The organism is Dyella sp. S184, from assembly GCF_009766065.1.
Lineage (GTDB): Bacteria > Pseudomonadota > Gammaproteobacteria > Xanthomonadales > Rhodanobacteraceae > Rhodanobacter.
In genome coordinates this window covers 617,451-642,263 of sequence record NZ_LMUE01000009.1, presented here as the reverse complement: position 1 = coordinate 642,263, position 24,813 = coordinate 617,451, and the positions used below count along the sequence as shown (strand labels likewise).

Below are 24,813 nucleotides of genomic sequence, written 5' to 3'. Positions count from 1 at the left end.
TGATCACTGTCGAAAAAGGAAAATCGCAATGAACAAGTTGATGATGGCTGTGTGGGTCTGGCCATGGGTGGTATTTCCACGGGTTCTTTGGCGGATGGCGGCAACTTCTACGTGAATGTCGATGCCGGTCAGGCGGATTACAGCGTCGCCTCCACGTACAACACAGCTCACTACAATTTATACATTGGTGGCAACCCGGATACGAAGGATACGGCCGGCGCGCTGCGTTTTGGCTACCGCTGGCATAGCGTGGCGGACTTCGGTGTTGAAGCCGGTTATGTTGACCTGGTCAGTCCATGCGGACATTGCCGGGATTTGCCAACAACTACTACACGAATGACGTGAAAAGTCGCGATTGGTTGCCGGGCGGCAACCTGAAGTACAACATCAATGACAACTGGTACGTGTCGGCTCGTGGCGGCTGGTTCCACTCACAAGTCGAGAGCGAGGGGACGGGATTCATGACTGCGCCTCCCTTAAAACGTATATGGCAGTGGAACACTACAATTTTTCTTCAACCGGCACTGGCGAGTATCTTGGTGTGGGTGCGGGGTACAACCTGCCATCGAATGTCAGTATTGGCCTGAGCTACGACAACTACCACGCGCACCCAATCAGCAATGGCACGGGCACCGGGGTCAATGTCGCGTTGTATTCGGTGTCCGCCGAATACCGCTTCTGAACCGAGCGCACGCTACGTAACGGGCAATGGAAACGGCCCAGCAGCCACCTCGCGTGGCCGTTGGCGTTTTCGGGATGGGTCAATTTGGCGGCAGGTTGCCTAGCCAAGCTCGAGTACACACCAGTCACGCGGCCGCCGGCCGTGCAGAGTTGTTCTATCGCTTGGCCAGGCCTTGCCGCGTTTCGTCTACTCGTAGTGCCTCCCGTCAGCAGCACGGCGGTCCCCCTGAAGATTGCCGGACCCAGCCCCAGATCCTGCGAAACCGCATGCTCCATTTACCGGGCGAAAGTATCGCCTGGAAGTAGGTTTTTGCGACGCGACTGGTTGATCCATTAAGCGCTGCGCATTTTTCTGCGTCGATTGCTTATGTGCCGGCAAATTAGCAAGAATGCGCGTTCTCGCGTGCATGGGGCTGCGAGGGGCAAATACGACCAAACAGGGAAGCTTATGAATAAGCGATTTCAGATAACCGCCATTGCTGCCGTGCTGATGGCAGCTTCGGGCAGTTCGTTCGCCACCGATCCAGGCACATTTTTCATCAACGGCAATCTGGGGCAGTCGAGTTATAACAGCGGTACCGCGACCAACAACACGGCTTTCAGCTCCGCCATACGTGCGGGATACACCTGGTATAACGACACCTGGAATTTTGGCGTCGAAGTCGGTTATGTCGACCTGGGTTCGATCCACGGCCCGGTAAACATAGACGGCATCAGCGCCCGTGCCACCGATCAGGGCAAGGGTCCATTGGCAGGCCTCAACCTCAAGTACAAGTTTGGGAATAATTGGTACATCTCCGGTCGCGGCGGCTATCTCCATTCCACGCTTAAAGCAAGCGTCAGCGGTTACGGTTCGCAAAGCATCAGTGGCAATGGCGGTTACGCCGGTCTCGGCGTCGGTTATGACATCACGCCACACTTCAGCCTTGGCTTGGACTACGACCTATATCGTGCAAGAGCGAGGGCCGATGGCCTGCAGTTTCGCGGCTATATCGGGGTGACCTCGGCATTTGCCGAATATCGCTTCTGAATGATCGCACTTGCGTCAAAACAGCGGCCGCCCTGTGCGGCCGCTGTTTTTTGAGGCTGGGCCAGGTTGCGGCACAATAGGCGGCTTGCGCGCTGCGGACGGTCGTTCCGGCGCCTTCCCCCGAAGTCGAAGCCATCGCCATGACCATCATCAAGCAAAACGATCTGATCCAGTCCGTCGCCGACGCGCTGCAGTACATCAGCTATTACCACCCGGTTGACTACATCAAGGGTCTCGCGGCCGCCTATGAGCGCGAGGAAAGTCCGGCGGCGAAAGACGCGATGGCGCAGATCCTGATCAACTCGCGCATGGCGGCTGAGGGTCATCGGCCGTTGTGCCAGGACACTGGCATCGTCACTGTGTTCCTCAAGGTCGGCATGAACGTGCAGTGGGACGCAACGCTTTCGCTGGATGAGATGGTCAACGAGGGTGTACGCCGTGCCTACAACGACCCGGACAACAAGCTGCGCGCCAGCATCCTGGCCGACCCCGCGGGCAAGCGCATCAATACCAAGGACAACACGCCGGCGATCATCAATGTCTCGATCGTGCCGGGCGACAAGCTCGATGTGATCGTGGCGGCGAAGGGCGGCGGCTCCGAGGCGAAATCGAAGTTCGTGATGCTCAATCCGTCCGACTCGATCGTCGACTGGGTGTTGAAGACCGTGCCCACGATGGGCGCCGGCTGGTGCCCGCCAGGCATGCTCGGTCTCGGTATCGGCGGCACCGCCGAGAAGGCGATGCTGCTGGCGAAGGAGGCGCTGATGGAGCCGATCGACATTCAGGAGCTGATCGCTCGCGGCCCGAGCAATCGCGCCGAGGAACTGCGCATCGAGCTGTACGAGAAGGTCAACGCGCTCGGCATCGGTGCGCAGGGCTTGGGTGGCCTCACCACCGTGCTTGACATCAAGATCAAGGATTACCCGACCCATGCGGCGAACCTGCCGGTGGCACTGATCCCGAACTGCGCCGCTACCCGCCATGCGCACTTCACGCTGGACGGTTCCGGCCCGGTGATGCTCGATCCGCCGTCGCTGGAAGACTGGCCGAAGCTGACCTACGACAGCTCGAAGGGCCGACGGGTGAACCTCGATACGGTGACGCGCGAGGAAGTGGCGAGCTGGAAGCCGGGCGAAGTGCTGCTGCTCAACGGCAAACTGCTGACCGGACGCGATGCCGCGCACAAGCGCATGGTCGAGATGTTGAACAAGGGCGAGTCGCTGCCAGTCGACTTCAAGGGCCGCTTCATCTACTACGTCGGCCCGGTCGACGCGGTGCGCGACGAAGTGGTGGGCCCCGCCGGTCCCACCACCGCCACCCGCATGGACAAGTTCACCGAGCAGGTGCTGGCACAGACCGGTCTGCTCGGCATGGTCGGCAAGGCTGAGCGCGGTCCGGCCGCGATCGAGGCAATCAAGAAGCACCAGTCGGTCTATCTGATGGCCGTGGGCGGTGCGGCCTACCTGGTGTCCAAGGCGATCAAGGCTTCGCGCGTGGTCGGCTTCGCCGATCTCGGTATGGAGGCGATCTACGAGTTCACCGTGCAGGACATGCCGGTGACGGTGGCAGTGGATTCAGCGGGTACCTCGGTGCATCAGACCGGTCCGAAGGAATGGCAGGCGCGGATCGGCAAGATCCCCGTGGTCGTGGCCTGACGTGCGTCGCGCTGTCCTTCTGTGAACGGTAATGATCGTATGTCGCGCATGCGACATACGCGGACGTTTGGACGTCCAAACATTTTGCCATTGCAATCCGGCTGCTGCGGCGCAACACTGGCCGGATTATTTTCCCACCACCGCCACTGAAGGTAGCCGTGAATCCGCAAAGCCCCGCGTCGCTCCACGCTGACGCATCCTGGATCGTGATGAAGTTTGGCGGCACCAGTGTCGCCACCCTGCCGCGCTGGCAGAACATTCTGGAGCTGGTAGCCAGCCGTCGTGCCGAAGGCGCGCGGGTACTGGTGGTCGTTTCGGCGCTTACCGGCATCACCGACGCACTCAAACAACTGTGCACACAGGGCGACAAGGGCAAACGCATCGAGGCTGCCAAGGCGATCGCACAGCGTCACTACGACCTGCTCGACCACATGCAGCTGGCGGTTCCGGATACGCTCGATGCGCGGTTGACCGAACTGGCCACGCTGGCTGAAGGTGGCTCGGCTGTGTTGGGCGAGCTGGCATGGGCAGCGGCGATCCAGGCCCATGGTGAGCTGCTCTCCAGCGCACTCGGCGCGGCCTTTCTCAGCCATAGTGGGTTACCCACACAGTGGCTTGATGCGCGCGACTGTCTCGCCGCGATCGCGTTGCCGAATCAGAACGAGCGCACCCGGCTGCTGTCCTCAATGGTCGATTCGCGACCCAACCCGGTGCTGGCTGCGCGACTGGCCACACTGGGCGACGTGTTCATCACCCAGGGCTTCATCGCCCGTGAGTCGCAAGGTCGCACCGTGCTGCTGGGTCGCGGTGGCTCGGACACCTCCGCCTCCTACTTCGGCGCGCTTCTGAAGGCACAGCGGGTGGAGATCTGGACCGACGTGGCCGGCATGTTCACTGCCAATCCCAGGCAGGTGCCGGGTGCGCGTCTGTTGCAGCGACTGGATTACGAGGAGGCGCAGGAAATCGCCTCCACCGGTGCCAAGGTGCTGCATCCGCGCTGCCTGTCGCCGTTGCGCGAGTCGCGCGTGCCGCTGCTGATCAAGGACACCAACCGGCCCGAGCTGGATGGCACGGTGATCGGTCCGGAAGTGCGCGCACATGCGCCCAGCGTCAAGGCGATCAGCGCGCGCAAGGGCATCACCCTGGTATCGATGGAATCGGTCGGCATGTGGCAGCAGGTCGGTTTTCTGGCCGACGTATTCACGCACTTCAAGCAGCATGGGCTGTCGGTGGACCTGATCGGCTCGGCCGAGACCAATGTCACGGTGTCGCTCGACCCCACCGAGAATTTGCTCGACTCCGATGCGATCGCGGCGCTGGCCACCGACCTCGCCAAAGTGTGCCGGGTCAAGGTGATCGCGCCATGCGCGGCGATCACCCTGGTCGGCCGCGGCATGCGTTCGCTGTTGCACACGTTGTCTGGCGTGCTGGCCGAGTTCGGCCAGTTGCGCGTGCACATGATTTCGCAGTCGTCGAACAACCTCAATCTCACTTTCGTGGTTGATGAGGAAGTGGTCGACACGCTGTTGCCGCATCTGCATGACCTGCTGATCGCCGCCGGCGCCTTGCGCACCGATGACAGCGCGTTGTTCGGTCCCAGCTGGCAGGCGCTGTATGGCAGTGGCGAAGCGTCCGGAACTGCGACGGCCTGGTGGCGCGAGTCACAGCGGGCACGCCTGCTGGAACTGGCCGCCGAAGCCACACCGCGTTACGTCTATCACCTGCCGACGGTGCGCCAGCAGGCGCGCGAGCTGAAGTCGCTCACGGTAGTCAATCGACTGCACTACGCGGTCAAGGCGAATACCCATCCGGAAATCCTGCGCACGCTGGTCGCGGAAGGTTTCGCGTTCGAGTGTGTCTCGCCTGGCGAATTGAAAGCCGTCAGTGCGATCGTGCCAGAGGCTACGCCGCTGCTGTTCACGCCGAATTTCGCACCACGCGAGGATTACGTCTTTGCGCTTGGTACCCACGCCACAGTGACGCTGGATTCGTTGTATCCGATCGAGCATTGGGGCGAATTGTTCCACGACAGAGAGATCGTGCTGCGGGTGGATCTGGGTCGCGGCCTGGGCCATCACGAGAAAGTGCGCACGGGCGGCAGCGGCAGCAAGTTCGGCCTGCCGCTGGACCAGCTTGCCAACTTCCTGCAACTTGCCGAAACCCACAACGTGACGATTCGTGGCCTGCATGCGCATCTGGGTTCAGGTGTACTCGATGCCAGTCACTGGGGCGAGGTCTACGCGCAACTGGCCAGCCTTGCCGAGCGCATCGGCAGCGTGGCGTTCCTGAATATCGGTGGCGGTCTCGGCGTGCCATCGCACCCGGGTGAGGCGCGGCTCGACATCGCCGAACTCGATCGCGTGCTGCGCGAAGTGAAGGCGGCCTATCCGCAATATCAACTGTGGATGGAACCCGGCCGTTACCTGGTCGCCGATGCCGGCGTACTGTTGACGCGGGTAACCCAGCAGAAGGGCAAGGCTCAGCTGCGTTACCTGGGTGTCGACACTGGCATGAACAGCCTGATCCGTCCCGCGCTGTATGACGCCTGGCACGAGATCGTCAATCTCACCCGGCTCGATGAGCCAGCCACCGCGCTGTACCAGGTGGTGGGTCCGATCTGTGAGAGTGGCGATGTGCTGGGCACCGATCGCCGCCTGCCCGAGGCGTTGGAGGGTGACGTGATGCTGATTGCCCAGGCCGGTGCCTACGGCAAGGTAATGTCCTCGCCGTACAACCTGCGCGACGAAGCCGACGAGATCGTGATCGAATAGGCGCCACGGCGCTGGAGAAAGTATTGGTGAGCAACATGATTCAACCGCGGTTGACCCGGCTGTTCCGCTTCGTGCGCGGTAGCTATGCCGATGGCGTGGCCGAGCTAGTGTATGCATTCGACGACGGCGAGGAGCTGGTCGAACGGATCCATTTCCCGAATGCGCCGGCGGTACCTGCGGAACATGCCGCGGCATTTGATGCTGCGTTGAAACTGCTGCATCTGATTGCCGGCGTCAGCTACTACAAGGCTGGCGTACCGCCGAAGATCGAGGTGGCCAGCGGTCCACTCGACGATGCCACCGCCGAGCTGCTGGATCAGCTGTACCTGCACGGGCTGGCCGAGTTTGCGTATCGCAACGGGCTGGATCTGCGTGGGCGTATTGCGTTCCCGCGTGGTGGCGCAGTGCCGTCGGAGGTAAAGGCCGCAGGTTTGCCTAAACGCACCTTGGTGCCGATCGGCGGTGGCAAGGATTCGCTGGTGGCGATCGAGGCGATCAAGTCGATCGGTGGCGACGCGACTGCCGTATGGGTCGGCAATTCGGCATTGATCGCTGCCTGCGCCGAGCGCACCGGCCTGCCGATGCTGAACATCCAGCGCGAACTGGCGCCCGGACTGTTCGAGCTGAACCGGCTCGGCGCGTGGAACGGGCATATCCCGGTGACCGCGGTGAACTCGGCGATCCTCGCCGTTGCCGCGATCCTCTATGGCTACGACTCGATCGCGTTCGCCAACGAGCGTTCCGCCTCGGCAGCCACGCTGGAGTACGAAGGCCAGCAGGTGAACCACCAGTGGAGCAAGGGCTACGCGTTCGAGCAGCTGCTCGGCAACTGGCTGCACACGCATGTAGCCAGCGATCTCGATTACTGCTCGCTGCTGCGGCCGTATTCGGAGCTGGCCATCACTCGCGCCTTCGCGAAGCTGACGCCGTACTTCGATGTGTTCTCCAGCTGCAACCGCAACTTCCGGATCCTAGGCCCGAAGCCGGCCGATCGCTGGTGCGGGCAGTGTCCGAAATGCCATTTCGTGTTTCTCGCGCTGGCGCCGTTCCTGCCCAAACCACGGCTGCTTTCCATCTTCGGCCGCAACCTGCTGGATGACGAAGCGCAGGCAGGTGGCTTCGATGCGCTGCTGGAGTACCAGGACCACAAACCGTTCGAATGCGTGGGCGAGGGCGCTGAAGCACGCGCCGCGATGTATGCGTTGAGCCAGCGCCCGGAATGGCAGGAAGACGCGCTTGTTGCGCGCTTCGGCAGCGAGATCCTGCCGCAACTGGATGCTACGCAACTGGCGCTAGAGCCGTGGCTGCGGGCATCGGCTGAGCAACGCGTTCCGCTTCGATTGCAGCCCGCACTGGCGACGATCGGCTAATGCGCATTGCCGATCTGGATGGCCAGCGTGTCGCTGTCTGGGGCTTCGGTCGTGAAGGACGTGCGGCGATCACGGCGCTGCGCAAGCGATTGCCGCGGCAATCCTTGACGTTGTTCTGTTCGCCTGCTGAGGTGGACGCGGCACAGGCATTCGATGCGGCGCTCGACGTGCATGCCGTGGAGCCCGATACTGTGGTACTCGCGGCCTTCGATATAGTGATCAAGTCGCCCGGCATCTCGGCCTACAAGCCTGCACTGCTGGCGGCACAGGCACAGGGCACGCGTTTCACGTCCGGCACCGCGCTGTGGTTTGGCGAGAACGGCATCGATCAAGGCCGGCCTGCGCGCGTGATTGCCGTCACCGGTACCAAGGGCAAGAGCACCACCAGTGCGTTGATCGCGCATCTGACGCGCGCGCTTGGCATGCACACCGCACTCGCGGGCAATATCGGCCTGCCACTGCTGGAGCTGCTGGATCAATCGGCCGATCTGTGGGTGATCGAGCTGTCCAGCTTTCAGACCGGCGAGGCGGGTCCACTGGAACTTGGCGTGGTCACCAGTCTGTATGAGGAACATCTGGACTGGCATGGCTCGCGTGAGCGTTACGTCGCGGACAAGCTGCGTCTGGCTGACGTCTCGCAACAGCTGCTGGTCAATGCGCTGCAGCCGGCGCTGCTGGAACGCACACAGGGGCATCCGCACCGCGTGCAGTTCGGTCAGCCGACAGGCTGGCACGTCGCCGACGGTTTCATCCGCCGTGGCACGCAGGACGTCTTTCCGATCGATCAGCTCGCCGCGCCGGGCCTGCACAACGCACTCAATGCCTGCGCCGCGCTGGCGGCGCTGGCCGCGGTCGGCATGGATGCCTTGGCTGCGGCACCGGCATTGGCGCATTTCCGGCCGTTGCCGCATCGCCTGCAGACGCTGGGCGAATACGCTGGCTGGTACTGGATCAACGACTCGATCAGCACCACGCCGCTGGCGACCCTGGCAGCGCTGGAAAGCCTGCACGGTCGCGCGGTGAGCGTGCTGGTCGGTGGGCATGACCGCGGGCTGGACTGGACGCCGTTCGTCGAGGCTATGGGTGGCACACCACCGAACGCGATCATTTGCATGGGCAACAGCGGTACCCGCATCGAGGCGGCATTGCGTGCGGCCGAAGTGCGTTGCCCGATCGTGCGCGTCGACGATCTCGCCAGTGCAGTGGCCGAGGCGAAAGCGCGCACGCCGAAGGATGGCGTGATCCTGCTGTCACCCGGCGCACCCAGCTTTGACCAGTTCAAGGACTATGCCGAGCGTGGTCGGCGTTTTGCCGAGATCGGCGGTTTCGATGCTGGCACAATCGTCGGTATCGAGGGACTTGGTATCAGCTAAGCCGTCCTGTCGCAGGGCTTGCGATGGATTGCCGCAAGCCCTGCACCACACTTACCAGATCTTCACCCGATCCTTCGGCGCGAGATACAGCTTCTCGCCCGGCTTGGGCGAGAACGCGTCATACCAGGCATCGAGGTTGCGCACGGTTTCTGCGCGAAAGTTGCCGGGTGAGTGACCGTCGGAAATTACCTGGGCGCGCAATGCCGCATCGCGGGTTTTCTCGCGCCAGGACTGGGCGAAGGCGAGGAAGAAGCGCTGGTCGCCGGTGAGGCCGTCGATCACCGGCGCCTGCTTGCCGCCCAGCGACTTGTGATAGGCGAGCCAGGAGATGGTCAGGCCCGACACGTCGGCGATGTTTTCGCCCAGCGTCTGCTGGCCGTTGATGTGCAGGCCCGGGAGCGGCTCATAGGCGCTGTACTGCGCCACCAGTTTCTGGCCGGCGGCCTTGAAGTGGGCTTCGTCTTCCGGTGTCCACCAGTTCGCCATGCGGCCGTCCGCGTCGAAGTCGGCGCCGGTGTTGTCGAAGCTATGACTGATCTCGTGACCGATCACCGCGCCGATCGAGCCGTAGTTCGCCGCGGCATCGGCTTTCGGATCGAAGAACGGTGCCTCGAGAATCGCGGCGGGGAAGTTCAGCGCATTCTGCAGCGGCAGGTTCACCGCGTTGACGGTTTGCGGGGTCATCCACCACTCGCCCTTGTCCACCGGCTGACCGAGCTTGCCCAGCTGGTGCTGGTATTCGTGTTCCTCGGCGCGCAGGTGGTTGCCGACCGCGTCGTCCGGGCGGATTTCCAGATCGGCATAGTTGCGCCAGGTTTCCGGGTAGCCGACGCCGACACGGACGGTGGCGATCTTCGCCTTGGCCTTCTGCTTGGTTGCCGGCGTCATCCAGTCCAGCGCATCGACGCGGTCGGCGAAGGCAGCGAGGATGTTGCTGACCATCTGCTGTACCTGCGCCTTGGATGAGGCCGGGAAGTATTTCTTCACGTAGATCTGGCCGACCGCATCGCCGAGATCGTTGTTGACGGCGCCGATCGCGCGCTTCCAGCGGTCACGCTGCTTCGGTGTTCCCTGCAAGGTGTGGCCGTAGAACTCGAAGCTGGCGTCGGCAAACGCCTTGGGCAACATGCCGGCGCTGTGGTTGATGGTATGGAACGCGAGATAGGCTTTCCAGGTGTCGAGTGGCTCGCTAGCGACCAGCGTCGCCAGGCCGGTGATGGCGCGCGGCTGCCATGCCACGATCTGCTTCTGCGTATCGAGGCCGGCAGCATGGAAATAGGCGACCCAGTCGAGGCCGGGTGCCTTGCTGGCGAAGTCCGCCATGCTCCATGGGTTGTTTGCCTTGTGTACGTCCTCGCTGTCGACCAGGCTCTCCTGCGCCTTGGCAATCTTTGTCTCCAGATCGAAGATGGCCTTCGCCTTGGCGTCTGCATCGACCACGCCGGCTTCCTCAAGCTGCGTGGCGATGTAGACCTGGTACTTCGTTCGGAAGCCGGCCATGTCCTTGTCGGGGTCGAGGTAATAGTCGCGGTTGGGCATGCCCAGGCCGCCTTGCAGCAGGTAGGCCACGTTGTGCGAGGGATCTTCCAGTCCCTGCGTCACGAACAGGCCGAACAGGTGTTCGGTGCTGAAGTTGGTGGCGTTGATCGGATCGACATCCGCGCGCAGCTGGCTGCCCAGCACGCTGGCTAGATCGCTGCGGGTCCTGATCGCGTCGATCCTGCGCAGTTGTGGCCGCAGCGGCCTCAGGCCGTGTGCGTCGATGCTGGCCTGATCCATGTAGGCCGCGTAGTAGTCCGCGATCTTGCGCTCGTTGCTTCCGGTCGGTGCTTTGTTCGCGGCAGCGGCCTTGATCAATTCGGCATTCCGCTGTTCCGCCTTCTCGAACACCTGCAGGAAGATGCCGGTGCTGGCGCGGTCGGCCGGGATCACTGCGGTCTTGCGCCAGGTGCCGTTGGCATAGCCGTCGAAGTCGTCGCCCGGCTTCACGCTGTGGTCGATGCCCGCCAGGTCCACGCCGGAGGGGTTGCTGCCAGCCTGCTGCTGCGCCATCGGCATGGGCGTGACTGCCCATGCGCTTGAGCCGCATAGCACCGCGGCGGTCAGGATCCAACGGACATGTCGCATGGCTTCTATCCCGGCAGGAGTCAGACGCCCACGATAGTCCGCCGGCCCGGCTTTGTGCGCATGACTTATGGGCTAGCGGATAGCTGCGTCACGCGTGATGCCGACTGAAGCCAGCCGTACTCATCGGGGCGGAAGATGGCCATTGCCGGCTGGACGACAGGCTCGTGCTGATCTATGCGCCCGCGCCATCCCTGGCGATGCGGGCGTGACAGCGTCAGATCAGGAATGGCCGTTCTTGTCGTCTTTCTTGTCTTTGTCGGTATTCGGGTGCGCGGGAGGTGCTGGATGCGCTGCATTGGGACGTGGCGCCTGAACCTGACGCGGTGCAGCAGGCTGGCGGGGCGGTGCAGCCTCACGCGGTGGTGGGGCTTGACGCGGTGCGGGAGCCACGTGAGGTACTGGCACAGGTCGTGGTGCAAGGCGAGGAGCTGCTTCATGCGGTGCCACGGGGCTGGCGTGCTGCGGCATCGGCCTGGCAGCTTCGCGCGGCGGCTGCGGCTGCGGTGGTCGGGCAACGGGTGCAGGACGCGCTTCACGGTTCGGTTCGGTTACCGGCGCATGGGTCGGCAGGGTATGCAACATGCTGGCATGAGGTGCCCCTTCAACATGAGGTGCCCCTTCAGCTGGTCGCGTCAGGTTGTTCGGCACGTGCGACAACGGACGCTCTCCTGCGGCGGTTGCAGCCTGCGGTGGCGTGTTGCCGAAATGCGGCATCGACATGCCTCCACGCGGCGCTGTCGCCGGATTTTCGTTGGTGGCCGGACGCGGGAAATTATTGGCGATTTGATTGCTGGCGTTGCGGTTCTGCACGACCTGGTTGCGGCTGTTGTTGACGTTATTTACATTGTTGATCGTCGTGCGGCTGTTGTTGACGTTGTTGGTGGTGTAGCGATTGACCACGGTGGTGGAGTTCGACACGTAGGTCGAATTGTTGTGGATGACCGCTGGCCGCTGCTGACCACCGCCGGCACCACGACCGCCCCAGTTCATGCCCCAGCTGTTCCAGCCACCGCCGGGCGGTGGCTGATTGTTGTAGCCGCCGCCGTCATGGTGATGGCCTTCCAGTAACGACCCGATCAGGATGCCCGCGCCGAAGGTAATGGCGCCGGCCGTCACGATTTCACCGGTGCTGTAACCCTGCGGCTGGTAGCTGTAGCTCGGGTAGACCGGCACATCGCCGCCGTAGACGGTCTGCGGGTCGTAGCTCGGTACATAGACCGTGTCCGATTGCGCCGGCGCGATTTCGATGTATTGGGGCGGCGCCTCCACCACGGATGGACCGTCATAGGCAGGTTGCTGCCCGTCGTCGGCATACGTGGCGTTATCAGCGGCTGTTGCCGGCTGGGTTTGGACGACCTGCTGCGCCGTGCTGCGCAGATTGCCCTTCTGGGACGCGCGCTGACGCATCACCTGGATGGCGTTCATCACATCGGTCGGGTCGTTGACGTAGGCCTCGCCCAGGGCGCTGGTCCACTGGGCGTTCCTGGCCATCTGATCAAGCACGGAAGGGAAGGTGGTCAGTGACTTGACGCTGGCATCCCACGGCTGCGTGTTGACCTGCGCCAGCAATGGGGCGCCTTTCAAGCTCGGGTTCTGGGTCAGGAAATTGTCCGCGGCCGTGATCTGGTCCGGAAAGGTCGATCCGGCCAGCACCTGGGCGACCAGGTTGTCCGGGAACAAGGCGATGGGAGCCACCAACTGGTACAGCTGATCGGCTGTAGGTGGTGTGTATGGTGCCGCCTGCGCGGCTGTGGATTGCGCCGGCGCTGGTGCCGAAGCGGCCGAGGATGCCGTGGATGTGCCGGCCGGCCCTGCGGCAGGTGCGGGCGCTTGATTGCAGCCGGCGAGCACCACGAAGCCTGCGCAGAGCAGGGTATACATCGCATTACGAGCAAGTGGCTTGCGGATCAAGGGAGTATCTCCAGGTGGCAGGGTAAACGTGCTGGGTTGAATCGATTATCAGGGCGATGTTTGAACGTGCGCTGTCACGACGCAATATTCAAAGCGATAACTTGCGCCATCATCACAGCTCGCCAGCATGCAGGGCGTGACGCATGCCGAGGGCACGTTCGAGTTGCGCTGACGGGCTGTTTGACTATCAATCAACACGCTACGGCACGCGGTTTTCCGCCCCCTGATTGAAAATCCTTGGATTGACTCATCTTCTCAATCTGGACAGCATGCCCCCGCCATGGCTCATGAAGCGCCCACTATCGCCGCGTAGAGCGAACAAGGTGGCGCGATAGGCGGCAGTGAACCGGTTGCAGTACAGGCTACGTATCTTGGCGTAAGCCCAACGCCATTCTCTCTTTTCTGATTCCGTCATGGTTTCCACTTGAACAGCAGTGGCTGTAACCACTATCGGCAGAATGGGTTACGAAATTGTGATCATGAGGTTAGGTGTTGATGCGGCCGTGCCACTGCAACAGGCCTTCATGAGGTCAGGTCTTATCTTTCGTAGCGGTAGTTGAAGCTGGCACGGTCGAAGTCGGTAGCGTTCTGTATCTCGAAATTCCAGCGATGACTGAATCGGTAACGCAGAATGATCACCTGGCCGGGTTGGAACAACCCAACGCCATAGCTGAGGTACAGACGCGGCGACAAGTACTTGCCGACCGTGAACGCGGAATTGCCGCCGAGCGCTTCGTTGCTTGAGACGCCGATCTCATCCACGCCGAGCTTGGAGCCCACATTCTTGGCGAGCAGGTCGCCGGCAGCCGAGCCGAGCGCCTGCGCAGCGGCGCCGACCATGTCGCCTTCGCCGCCCTTCACCTGCGACAGCGGCTTGCCGGTGACCAGGTAGGACAACGCATCGGACTGTTCCATCACCGGGTTGGAGAACACGGTGAGGATCGGCCGTTGCGCCGTGCCGGATATCAGCAAGCCGACTTCCTGGCCTTCGTCGATGGTGGCGGTCGGGTTGAGCTTGCGCACGGCGCGGATGTTCAGGCCCGGGTTGTCGATCGGCGTGCTGGCGAACAGCAACTGGCCGCGCTGGATCTGCAGGCTTTGGCCGTAGGCGCGATAGGTGCCGTCGACGGCGATCTGGCCCTGGCCGGTGGTGGCGCGGCCGGGACGTTCATTGACCGTGAGTACCCCGCTCAGCTTGCCATCCAACCCCATGCCGATCAGGTGGGTCTTGCGGCCGAGGTCCACCTTGACCAGTGCGCTGATCGGCAGCTGGCCGGCGGCCTGTTCCTGCTGCCTCTGGTCGATCACCACCACGTCGGGCGATGCTTTGGTGGCGCCGGCGCCGGGCAGCTTGTCTGCATTCACGTCGGCACTGTCCAGGGTGACGGTGCCACCAATGTCGATGCCCTTGGCATCCTGCTTGACGAGCAGGTCCGGCGAGATCGCCACCTTGGCGGAAGGGATATCCGCGGCAGTGAACTGACTGCCCTTGAGCGTGATCGCGGTTTGCGCGCTGGTGCCGAGTCCGGCGACACCATTGATCGCCACGCTTCCCTTGCCGGACTGCACGCTGCCATCGATACGGAACTGCTGCGCATCGCTGGTGCTGATCGCGAGCCGGCCCTGGCTCAGCTTGAGCCCTGCCGTGGGCACTTCAGCGACGAAATCGGCGACCGTGGCATGGCCACTGATGGCCGGCTGTTTCAGCGTCCCGTCGAAACGGAATGCACCATCGAGATTGCCTTTCACGTTCGCCACTTCGTTGCTGAACAGTTCGACGAAAGCGAGGCTGTTCATGCGCAGCGTGAGCTGACCACCTAGTGATTGCTGGCTGCCGGCGATGGTGATCTGGCCATCCAGAAGGCCACCCTGGTCGAGTCCACTGTGCACGTCGATACGCTGGCTTGTCGGGCCGAGTTCGGCATTCAGGCGCAACTGGTCATAGCTCAGCAGCGGTGCGTCGGCATGATCGGTATAAGTGATGCTGCCGCGAGCCGAAGTGATGGAGGCGGCACCGTTGAGTGCGCCGGCTGCGCTGCGATGGAGCTTGCCGTTGCCTTCCAGCACGCCGTCGGCCCGCACCGGCAATGCGGCTTCGCCGGCAGCGTTCAGCAGCAGGGCCAGTGGCAGGGCATGCAACCGATAGCTGGCATCGAGGTTGCCGCCCTTGTCCCGTTTTGCGGCGATGCACAGCAGGGGCTCACCGGCACTCAGGCAGAGTTCGGACAGGCTCATCGCGCCATCGTTGTAACCCAGCTGTGCGGGTTGTTGCAGCCGCCAGCCCGGCATGCCTTGCGGATCGAAGTTGAGGGTGGCCAGCGTGCCGTTCCAGACCGTGCCCTTGAGTGCGCCGTGTACGGCCAGCTGGCCGGAGAGTTGCGTGCCGCGCACGTCGAGGTCCAGCCGGTGATCGCCCTGGCTGCCTTCGGCCAGCAGGTTGACCTGCTGGAAGGTCAGCCCCTGCAGATGCACGCCGGCGGCCTGCAGATCCAGCTTGCCGGCCGGGTGGCTGATGTCGGGAATGCCTGCAATCAGCCGCAGCGTGTCTGCCCGCTGTTGCTGCCAGACCAGCGACTGTCCCTGCAGCTGGCCATTGATGCTGAGTTTCGGCAGCTTCCCGCCGATATTGAAATGGCCGTCCAGATGGCCGCCAGCATTTGGCAGCCAGTCGCCGAGTGAGGCGATTGCCAGTTTCAAGTCGGCGTCGTTGCGCACACCGGGTCTGGCATCGACCAGCACCGTACTGCCGCCCGAGTTGAGCTTGAGTTGACCGTCGACGACATCGTTTGGTGACAGATGTAGCTTGCCGCTGCCGCCGATGCTGCGATCACGCAGCTTGCCGGCAAGCTTGTGGATCTCCAGCGTGACGTCGGGGCGATCCTGCGGCAACGTGCCACTGCTGGCGATGTCGAAATCCAACGCGCCACTCCAGCCGGCGAACAACTGGCCGGGATCGAACCGGGTGGCGTTGGCTTCGGCCTGCCAGGTCAGCGCCGGTTGCAGGGTCACTGTGCCGTTGGCCTGCAGGCCCCCTTGCGGCTGTTTCAACGCTAGCGTGTGCAGGGCGATCTGCTTTGGTGTGCCATCCAGATTCAAACTCAAGCTGGCGAGCTTGCCAGGTGGACCGATCGCGACATCGCCTTCGGCGTGATAGGCATCGACGCTGCCGTTTACCTTCAGCTCGCCGTGGCTGAGCAGGGTCTGGCCGACCAGATCGGCCGGAAGCTGCAGATCATTCCAACGGATATCCAGCGTGGCATTGAGGGGGTTTGCGCCAAGCTGCACGACACCGCTTGCAACGATACTGCCCTTGACCTGCGGCGAAGCAAGCTTGAGCTGCTGCAGCGTCAGCGTCTTGAAGTCATCGCTTAACTGCGCATGCAACGGTTGCAGCAGCAGCTGGTATTCGTTGAGATCGAGCCGGCCATCGAGCGTGCCAGCATGGCGGTCGCCGTGAGCTTGCATGGCGATCGCCAGTGTCTTGATCGCGCTGGTCCCAAGCAGTGGCGCAGGATCGAAACGCGGTGTGTCGAGCGTGGCGGTCCACGCGTCGCCGCCATCCTGGTTGAGATCCAGCTGAAGTTGTGCCGCGATCGGCTGGCTGAGCCTGAGATCGAGGTGGGCGAGCTTGCCGTCGCTGTGGCCGGCGAGGTTGCCGGCGTAGTCGGTGCTGCCGACTTTCCAGGCAAAGCTGGCGTTGCCGTCACCCTGATAGCGCTGGCCGATCGCCAGCTTGCCGATGAGGGCGGCGTGGCCGTCCGGGGCCTGCAGTGCGAGCCGGTTCAGTGCGATGCCGCGGCTGGTCCAGCTGCCGGCGAGGTCGAGGCTATTGGAGGCGAAGACCAGCTGGCCGCCCTGCGTCACCTGCACCGCGCCGACATGCACGCGATCCAGCAGCAGCTCCAGCGGCGGCTTCAGCGAAAACGAACTGCTGCCCTGTTCCTGTGGTGAGCTTGGTGGCAACGTCACCTCGACACCATCGACATCGAGCGTGACGACATGCACGCGCCTGGCCAGCAGCGACCATAAACGCAGGTCGAGGTGTGCCTTCGCCAGGTTGAGCACGGTGCCGTTGCCGTCGTCGTAGTGGACGCCGACAAGATCGAATGGCCCGAGCAAGCGGCCTTGCGCCTGCTGCACGCGGAGCGCGCCGTGGGTGGCGCTCTGAGCGCGGGCGAGTACGAAACGCAGGCCGGAAGCCGTGCCGAGTAACCAGCTGCCGGTGCCGACCAGCAGCACGATTGCCAGCAGCAAGGCCAGCCCGAGCCAGCGCAGCCAGCGGCGGCGTGCCTTGGGCGTGGTGGTCTGGCTGCTGGTCTCGGTCATCGCATGTACCTCACAGATCCGGCCCGATCACCACGTGCAGCTCTACACCGCGGCGCTGCGGATCGTTGACGGGCGTGCCGAGGTCGATACGGATCAGGCCCACCGGCGAACGCCAGCGCAGGCCGAGGCCCGTGCCGACCTTTGGGTGGTAGTTGGTACCATCGAACGCATTGCCGGCATCGACGAAGCTGGCGATACCCCAGTTGCGGGTGAAGTAATGTTCGACCTCGGCACTGCCTACCAGCAGGTTCTTGCCGCCGATCACGCGGCCATCGCTGTTGAGCGGTCCGATCGACTCGAAGCTATAGCCGCGCACCGAGCGGTCGCCACCTGCGAAGAAACGCAGCTGTGGTGGCAAGGCAGTGAAATCATTGGTCCAGGTCGCACCGGCACTACCGCGCAGGATCAGTCGGTTGTTGCCAGCGAAGGTGCGGATCCATTTCGCATCGACCATCAGCTGGCTGAAGCTGGCAGTCGACAGCAGGCTGCCGGCAGTGCTGCGGGCAGTGACATTGAGCGACCAGCCGTTGCGTACGAAGGTGGGATTGTCGGCCTGCTTGCGCGACAACGAGGCCTCGGCGAACACCTCGGTGCTGCGGCCATGTTCGATGCCAGGTGTATCGTCCGGTTCGTCGCCGATCTTGCCCACGGTGAAGGTGCCATCCAGCGCATGTAGGCCGAGCGTACGGGTCCAGCCGTGCCACAGCTCCGTCTCGTTGCCGACCAATTCGAGCGTGCGCGACTGCGAGGTCTCGGTATTCGCATCGCGGTAATTCGCACCGAAGTTGAGGCTGCGCTGGTTTTCGCCGGGCAGCGGGATCGAATACAGCGTGGAAACTGTCTTCAAGCGTTGCGCCAGCACCAGCTCGTTCTTCCACTTGTGTCCGCGCCGGTTCACCCAGCGTCGCTCGATGCCGCCACGCACGCCGAGGCCGGTATCGGTACCGATGAACGGGCCGCCGGTATAGATCGTGCGCTTGGCCGGCGCCAGCTGCACGCAGACATCGACCACGCCGTTCCTGGCTTCGTCCACTTCCGGTACCACGTTGACTACCGCGAAATAATCGGCACCGTTCAATGCCTGCTGCAGTTCCAGCAGCTGGTCCTGCGAAAAATAGTCACCGGATTTGAACGGCACGTAGCGATCGAGGAAGCCGTCATTGAACTGCGATCCCTCGAAATGCACCTGGCCGTAGCGGTAGCGCTGGCCCGCCTGCCAGGCCAGCTTGACCGTGGCGCTGCGGCTGGCGCGGCTCACCTCGACCCGGTGGGTGACCAACCGGGCATCGAGGAAACCGTTGGCGGTCAGCTGCGCGCTCAGGGCGTCGCGTGCGGCGTCGTAGGTGCCGTGGTTCAACGGCTTGTCCTTCAGCCGGTCGATCGCGCGTTCCGCACGGCGGATCGGGGCAATCTTGGCGGCGACGTTGTCCAGTTGTATGTCGACCGCGGTGACCATCACTGGCTCGCCCGGTTTCAGGTGCAGGGTGACCCGCCAGTCCTTGCCGACCTGTTGCAGTTCACCGGTGACGGTGGCGTCGTAATAGCCGTACGGCTCGAGCGAGGATTTCACCTGCTCGGGAGCGCGTGCATACAGTCGACGTACTTGCGCGTCGCTGACATCACGCGTGGCGTATTGCGACAGTTCGGCACCTGCGACCACCGCGCTTTTCAGCGGATCGTCGACCCCGTCCACCACCAGTTGCACGCCGGCATGCGCCAGCGACGTCAACAGCAGCAGTGGCAACGCCAGCAGGATCAGGCGTCGGCGGGTTCGGCGCATGCGGCGGGTTCCGTCCTTGAGAGCGTGTTCGCAGGTAATTGCAGCTTACCCAAGTCGTTGTTGGCTGGGTATGAATACTGCTCGTTACTTCGGTATCGGAGCCAAAGCGCCGTGCTCGAATTGCTGATGCGACCGAGGTCGCATCAGCCGGCCTTGTCGCCTGCCTTGTGCGCGATCCAGGCCCCGGTAATCGCCGAGACGTATGGGATCGACTGCGCGGCGAGGATGAACATCCACAGGGTGCCTTCGATATAGCGCGTGCCATAGCCGAGCGCCATGCCGACGATGCACAGCACCAGCGCGATTGCCATCAAACCTTCCTCACGCACCGGTGCGAAGGCGGCGAAATTGCTGCCACCGAGACGACGGCTCTTGGCGGTGACCACGAACGAAGTCTTCTCGCGGGTCAGTCCGTGCAGGATGCCGCGGGCGATCGCATGCGACAGCCCCATGCTGGCCAGCGAGGCCATCAGCGTGTCGTACCAGCTGCACGGTACACGGGCGCGGTACAGCACGATGCCGAAGATCGCCTTGGCGAAGAAGAAGCCGATCACCGGTATCAGGAACAGCTGCATCGGCAGGCTGAAGTACTGCGGCAGCGCGATCATGCCGGCGGTCCAGAACAGCGCCATCAGGGTGAAGATCAGATGCAGCGCGTCGGCGAACCAGCTGAACCAGCCGGTGAGGAAGTGGAAGCGCTGGCCCGCGCTGAGCGGACCGCGCTGGGTCATCCAGCTCCAGCGACCCTTGAGGATCTGCATCGCGCCGAAAGCCCAGCGATAGCGCTGGCTCTTGTAGGCCTTGAAGTCGGCCGGGGTCAGGCCCTTGCCCATCAACTCGTCGACGTAGACCAGGTCATAGCCGGAGTGCATCAGGCGCAGGCCCAGCTCGGCGTCCTCGCAGATGGTCCACTCGGACCAGCCGCCGGTGCCCTCCAGCGCGGTGCGGCGGACCATCGTCATGGTGCCATGCTGGATGATCGCGTTGCGCTCGTTGCGATGATGCATGCCGATACGGAAGAAGCCGTCGTATTCCCACGCGGTCATGCGGCGGAAGGTATTGTGCTCGAACTCGCGATGCGCCTGCGGGCACTGCACCACGGCTACCTTCGGATCGTGGAAATGACCGGTGAGGGTGGCCAGCCAGTCCGAGCGCACCTCGTAATCGGCATCGATCACTGCCACCACGTCGGCGCGCGGGTCGGTTTCCTTCAGGCCGAAGTTCAGCGCACCGGCCTTGTAGCCGGGCCACGGCTCCAGATGGAAGAAGCGGAAGTGCTTGCCGAGCTTCTCGCAGTATTCCTGCACCGGCTTCCACACTGCCGGATCCTTGGTGTTGTTGTCGATCACCAGCACTTCGAAATTCGCGTAATCGAGCGCGGCCAGCGAATCGAGCGTGACAATCACCATCTCCGGTGGCTCGTTGTAGCAGGCCAGGTGGATCGACACGAACGGCTGCTTTTCCGGTGGATCCGGCCGCAGCATGCCGGCGTGGCGCATCCATTCGCGCCGCCACAGCACCTCGGTGAACTCGAAGCCGTTGATCAGCAGGATGGCCAGGATCGCGATCTGCGCCGGGAACAACAGCACCAGCATGGTCCAGTCGATCCAGCTCAGGTAGAAGTTGAACGGCAGCGTGGCCGACCAGGTGATCAGGCCGCAAGCCAGCTGGATCAGCATGCAGAAGAACAGCCGCCCCATCAGCTTGAAGCGGCTGAAGCGGCGTGCGAAGAAGATCATCGGCAGCAACGCCAGCAGACTCGCTGCGATCGCCTTCCACGGCCAGCCGGTGTCCTCGGTGACCGGGCCGGTGAACGGGAATTTCGGCTGACGATCGGCGTTGAAGATGCCCCAGTAGGCCTCGGTGCGACCTGAAAGCTGTTCCTTCCATGGCTGGTCGAACGCTTCCATCAGGTAGTAGTCGATGTTGAGCTGCTTCGCCGCCAGCAGCCATTCGCGAATGAAGATCGCTTCGTTGGAGACGGACGGGTCGGCGTGCTCGTGGCGATCGCCATTGGACGGCCAGCCGATCTCGCCGACCACGATGTGCTTGTTCGGGAAGCGTTGCTGGATCACGTGGTAGGAGCCCAATGCCGCGTTCAATGCAGCATTGCGTTGTGCGGGGTCGAGGGTATTGGCTACGACCGGTATGCCATTCCAGAACGGGAAGATGTGGATGGTGATGAAGTCCACATGGTCGGCCAGCTCGGGGTACTTCAGCCAGATGTATTCCGGCTCGGCGATCGACACCGGCTGGTGCAAGGCGGCGCGCACGCGATCGAGGTAGACCATCATCTGTTCGGGTGTGAGGTCGTTGCGGAACAGCACCTCGTTGCCCACGATCACCCGCTTGATCGTGTTGGGATAGCGACGCGCCATCGCAATCAGCGTGTCGATCTCCTTCTCGTTGTTCTCCATGCGCCGGCTGATCTCGGCGCCGGCCATCACTTCCAGGCCATCCTTCTCGGCCAGCCGGTAAGTCTGAGGATTGACCTGCATCGAGTAGGTGCGGATGCGGTCGGAGTACTGGGCGATCAGCTTGAGGTCGCTGTCGATCTGGTCGTCGCTCGGGAAATCGTGCTTGATCGGATCCTGGTAGCGCTGGAAAGCGGAGAACGCGAAGCCGCCGATCTTGCCGTGCCAGTCCTGCGGGCCGTGCGGCAGGTTGCCCCACCACCACAGCCCGATATTCATCGCGGCCACGACCAGTGCAAGCACCAGGGCTGTGAGCAGGGGATATCGGCTGTCGTGGTTTACTGCAGTGGCGCTCAAAAAAGTTCCCGGGGAAGCCTGAGCAACAGGCGATGAAGACTGACGAGCTTAACCAATGCAGGGCTGCAGGCTCAACAAACATCGTCGGCGGTGGTCAGTGCAAGGTCAGGAGTGGCGCGGTTTGCGGTAACGTTGACGCCTATCCGCACCCATCTTCCCACCGTGAAACGGTCACCTAGGCAACGGTGTCCAAGGCCTGTTCGTCGTCTACCAGTGAACTAGTGGCGGACTTGGCTTGAAGCCTTTGCTGTAAACATTCCGAGGAAATCTTGTGAAAAACCATGTGAAATATCTGGCCGCTGCGCTGGCACTGGCCCTGATCGGCAATGCGGCCGCGAAGACCAGTGACGCCGATGTCACCCGCGCCACCCTCGACAACGGCTTGCGCGTGGTGATCGTGCGCGATGCACTGGCGCCGGTGGTGACCACCGAGATGAATTATCTGGTGGGTTCGGACGAAGTGCCGGACGGTTTCCCCGGCAGCGCACATGCGCTGGAGCACATGATGTTCCGCGGCAGCCCAGGGCTGAGCAAGGACCAGTTGGCGGCGATCTCTGCAAACATGGGCGGCAGCTTCAACGCCGACACCACCCAGGGCGTGACCCAGTACTACTTCGTGGCGCCCTCGCAGGACCTGGACGTGGCGTTGCATACCGAGGCACTGCGCATGCGCGGCCTGGATATCGCCGATGCCGAGTGGGCGAAGGAGCGTGGGGCGATCGAGCAGGAAGTCTCGCGCGACCTGTCCAGCCCCGATTTCAAGTTCTACACCCAGCTGCTGGCGCAGTTGTTCGACGGCACGCCGTACGCGCACACGCCGCTGGGAACGCGCGAGTCGTTCAACAAGACCAGCGCGGCGATGCTGCGCACCTTCCACGACAGCTGGTACACGCCGAACAACGCGATCCTGGTGATCACCGGTGATGTCGACCCGGCAGCGACCTTGGCCAAGGTACAGGCGCAGTTCGGTGACATTCCACGCAAGCAGCTGCCGGCGCGGCCGACGTTCGATTTCAGGCCGGTGCAGGCGAAGACCGTGAAACTGCCTACCGACAGCCCCTATGGGTCGGTCTATATCGGCTACCGCATGCCCGGCATGCAGGACAAGGATTACGCCACGGCACTGGTACTGAGCGAAGCGATGGGCTCGCAGCGGGCAGCGCTGTTCGGAATGGGCATGGATGGCTCCGCACTGTATGGCGGTTTCTCCGGGGAGTGGATGCCGCGGGCGGGCGGGGCCGTGGCGATAGGTATCTTCCCGCGCGGCGGTAACCCGCAGCCGGTGCTGGCAAAGATGCGGTCCATTCTCGCCGAAGCAGCGACCAAGGGCATCGATCCGGCCTTGGTCGAGGCGGCCAAGCGCAAGGCGATTGCCGGGCTGGAGTTCAAGAAGAATTCGGTCGAGGGCCTGGCCAACGCATGGTCGCAGGCGCTGGCATTCCAGGGGCTGGATTCACCTGACGCGATGAAGCAGGCACTCGAGGCGGTGACGCCCGAAGCGGTGAATGCGCTGGCCAGGGCCACGTTCGATCCGGCGCATGCGGTGACCGCCATCCTCACCCCGGAAAGTTCCGGCAAGCCGGTGGAAGGCAAGGGCTTCGGCGGTGCCGAAAACTTCGCCTCCAGTCCCGACAAGCCGGTGACGCTGCCGGACTGGGCCGCGCAGGCGTTCGCCAAACTTGAAGTACCGCAATCCACCCTCAAGCCGGTGTCATACACGCTGTCCAACGGCATCCGGCTGATCGTGCAGCCGGAGTCGATTAGCGACACGGTGGAGTTGTTCGGCCGGATCAAGACCAACCAGGATCTGCAGGCGGGCAAGGATGAAGAGGGCGTGGCCGACGTGCTCGATGGCCTGTTCCCGTTCGGCACTGCCAGCATGAACCGGCTTCAGTTGCAGCAGGCGCTGGATGCGATCAGCGCGAAGGAATCGGCCGGCACCAGCTTCTCGCTGTCAGTACCTTCCGCGCATTTCGCCGATGGCATCGCGCTGCTGGCCGACAACGAGCTGCACCCGGCGCTGCCGGCACAGGCCTTCGCGGTGGTGCAGAACCAGATGGCCGGCATGGTGGCGGGCCAGTTGCAGTCGCCGGACTTCCTCACCGAGCTGGGTCTGGCCAAGGCCTTGCTGCCGGCGAATGATCTGCAGTTGCGCCATCCCACCCCGCAAAGCGTGACCGGGCTGACCCTGGCCAAGGTGAAGAGCTATTACGCGCAGACGTTCCGGCCGGACATGACCACCATCGTCATCGTTGGCAAGGTCGATCCGGCGCAGGCGAAGCAGCTGGTGGAGCAGGCGTTCGGCGCGTGGAAGGCGCAAGGTGCGAAGCCGGATGTGGACTACGTCGCAGTGCCGCCGAACAAGCCCGGCCAGTTCAACGTGCCCGATACCAGCGCCAGCCAGGACAGTGTGCAGATGGCACAGACCATCGACGTGACCCGCAACGACCCGACTCGGTATGCCCTGAACCTGGGCGACCAGGTGCTCGGTGGCGGCTTCTACGCGTCGCGGCTGTACCACGACCTGCGCGATACTCGTGGGCTGGTCTACAACGTCGGCACCAAGTTCGACCTGGACCGGTACCGCAGCACCTATACGGTGTCGTTCGGCTCCGACCCGGACAAGGTCGCCGCCGCCAGCGCCATCGTGGTGCAGGACCTGAAGCTGATGCAGCAGGCACCGGTGTCCGACAGCGACCTCAAGCGCGCCAAGGGCATCCTGCTGCGGCAGATCCCGCTGGGTGAATCCAGCTTCGGCGCGATCGGCAACCAGCTGCTCATGCTGTCGATCGAGGACAAGCCGCTCGATGCGATGACCATTGCCGGCCAGCACTACCTCAAGCTCACCGCGCCGGAAGTGCAGCAGGCTTATGCCAAGCACGTCCGACCAGACGCGTTCGTCACGGCGGTGAAGGGACCGGCACCGAAGGGGTGAGAGTCTTTCTGCGGTGCCTAGTCGTCAGGCATTGCCTGTGAAAAAGCGGCGCTGCTTTTGAAGCAGCGCCGTTTCTATGTTGT

Annotated in this window: 13 protein-coding genes; 8 read left to right on the top strand and 5 right to left on the bottom strand. The window is 63.1% G+C overall.

All coding sequences use genetic code 11. The features are described 5' to 3' along the window. The first annotated feature begins 63 nt into the window (after positions 1 to 63). The 7 genes from GSQ75_RS15130 to murD all read left to right on the top strand — a co-directional run bounded on the left by GSQ75_RS15130 (position 64) and on the right by murD (position 8,880). Positions 64 to 345 (top strand): hypothetical protein, encoded by a 282-nt coding sequence (locus GSQ75_RS15130; RefSeq protein WP_158755672.1) that lies wholly within the window; start codon positions 64 to 66, stop codon positions 343 to 345. Between the two features lie 142 nt (positions 346 to 487). Continuing rightward, positions 488 to 682, top strand: coding sequence for a hypothetical protein (locus tag GSQ75_RS15125; RefSeq protein ID WP_216840693.1), 195 nt, complete (start codon positions 488 to 490; stop codon positions 680 to 682). Between the two features lie 447 nt (positions 683 to 1,129). Further along, positions 1,130 to 1,711 carry an outer membrane beta-barrel protein gene (locus GSQ75_RS15120; protein WP_158755670.1) on the top strand — a complete coding sequence of 194 codons (582 nt, stop codon included), beginning with the start codon at positions 1,130 to 1,132 and terminating at the stop codon, positions 1,709 to 1,711. 140 nt (positions 1,712 to 1,851) lie between these two features. Next, positions 1,852 to 3,366 (top strand): fumarate hydratase, encoded by a 1,515-nt coding sequence (locus tag GSQ75_RS15115; protein ID WP_158755669.1) that lies wholly within the window; start codon positions 1,852 to 1,854, stop codon positions 3,364 to 3,366. A 158-nt stretch (positions 3,367 to 3,524) separates the two neighbouring features. Then, positions 3,525 to 6,137 (top strand): bifunctional aspartate kinase/diaminopimelate decarboxylase, encoded by a 2,613-nt coding sequence (locus GSQ75_RS15110; RefSeq protein WP_256369806.1) that lies wholly within the window; start codon positions 3,525 to 3,527, stop codon positions 6,135 to 6,137. Positions 6,138 to 6,163: 26 nt separating this feature from the next. After that, positions 6,164 to 7,507, top strand: a complete 1,344-nt coding sequence (gene murL, locus GSQ75_RS15105; protein ID WP_158755668.1) for a UDP-N-acetyl-alpha-D-muramoyl-L-alanyl-L-glutamate epimerase — start codon at positions 6,164 to 6,166, stop codon at positions 7,505 to 7,507. Then, entirely contained in the window at positions 7,507 to 8,880 is a 1,374-nt protein-coding gene (murD, locus tag GSQ75_RS15100) for a UDP-N-acetylmuramoyl-L-alanine--D-glutamate ligase (RefSeq protein ID WP_158755667.1), read from the top strand. The genes murL and murD overlap by 1 nt, the downstream gene beginning before the upstream one ends. A gap of 51 nt (positions 8,881 to 8,931) precedes the next feature. Here the strand turns inward: murD and GSQ75_RS15095 are convergent, their stop codons facing one another. The 5 genes from GSQ75_RS15095 to GSQ75_RS15075 all read right to left on the bottom strand — a co-directional run bounded on the left by GSQ75_RS15095 (position 8,932) and on the right by GSQ75_RS15075 (position 21,795). Next, the gene (locus GSQ75_RS15095) at positions 8,932 to 11,007 is read right to left on the bottom strand and encodes a M13 family metallopeptidase (protein ID WP_158755666.1); all 2,076 of its coding nucleotides are present in this window, start codon (positions 11,005 to 11,007) and stop codon (positions 8,932 to 8,934) included. Positions 11,008 to 11,226: 219 nt separating this feature from the next. Continuing rightward, a complete protein-coding gene (locus GSQ75_RS15090; RefSeq protein ID WP_216840692.1) occupies positions 11,227 to 12,918 on the bottom strand; it encodes a DUF3300 domain-containing protein in 1,692 nt (563 codons plus the stop codon). Between the two features lie 537 nt (positions 12,919 to 13,455). Continuing rightward, positions 13,456 to 17,244, bottom strand: coding sequence for a translocation/assembly module TamB domain-containing protein (locus GSQ75_RS15085; protein ID WP_158755665.1), 3,789 nt, complete (start codon positions 17,242 to 17,244; stop codon positions 13,456 to 13,458). A gap of 10 nt (positions 17,245 to 17,254) precedes the next feature. Further along, a complete protein-coding gene (locus GSQ75_RS15080) occupies positions 17,255 to 19,024 on the bottom strand; it encodes an autotransporter assembly complex family protein (RefSeq protein ID WP_158755664.1) in 1,770 nt (589 codons plus the stop codon). Between the two features lie 143 nt (positions 19,025 to 19,167). Then, positions 19,168 to 21,795, bottom strand: a complete 2,628-nt coding sequence (locus GSQ75_RS15075; protein ID WP_158755663.1) for a glycosyltransferase family 2 protein — start codon at positions 21,793 to 21,795, stop codon at positions 19,168 to 19,170. A 271-nt stretch (positions 21,796 to 22,066) separates the two neighbouring features. Between GSQ75_RS15075 and GSQ75_RS15070 the strand changes: the two genes are divergently transcribed. Continuing rightward, positions 22,067 to 24,730, top strand: coding sequence for a pitrilysin family protein (locus GSQ75_RS15070; RefSeq protein ID WP_158755662.1), 2,664 nt, complete (start codon positions 22,067 to 22,069; stop codon positions 24,728 to 24,730). The last annotated feature ends 83 nt before the right edge of the window (positions 24,731 to 24,813 follow it).

What these genes read in the sequence shown, in the direction of transcription:
- GSQ75_RS15085 (WP_158755665.1), bottom strand. Translation starts at nt 17,244, where the DNA reads ATGACCGAGACCAGCAGCCAGACCACCACGCCCAAGGCACGCCGCCGC.
- GSQ75_RS15080 (WP_158755664.1), bottom strand. Translation starts at nt 19,024, where the DNA reads ATGCGCCGAACCCGCCGACGCCTGATCCTGCTGGCGTTGCCACTGCTG.
- GSQ75_RS15120 (WP_158755670.1), top strand. Translation starts at nt 1,130, where the DNA reads ATGAATAAGCGATTTCAGATAACCGCCATTGCTGCCGTGCTGATGGCA.
- GSQ75_RS15125 (WP_216840693.1), top strand. Translation starts at nt 488, where the DNA reads ATGGCAGTGGAACACTACAATTTTTCTTCAACCGGCACTGGCGAGTAT.
- murD (WP_158755667.1), top strand. Translation starts at nt 7,507, where the DNA reads ATGCGCATTGCCGATCTGGATGGCCAGCGTGTCGCTGTCTGGGGCTTC.
- GSQ75_RS15095 (WP_158755666.1), bottom strand. Translation starts at nt 11,007, where the DNA reads ATGCGACATGTCCGTTGGATCCTGACCGCCGCGGTGCTATGCGGCTCA.
- GSQ75_RS15130 (WP_158755672.1), top strand. Translation starts at nt 64, where the DNA reads ATGGGTGGTATTTCCACGGGTTCTTTGGCGGATGGCGGCAACTTCTAC.
- GSQ75_RS15115 (WP_158755669.1), top strand. Translation starts at nt 1,852, where the DNA reads ATGACCATCATCAAGCAAAACGATCTGATCCAGTCCGTCGCCGACGCG.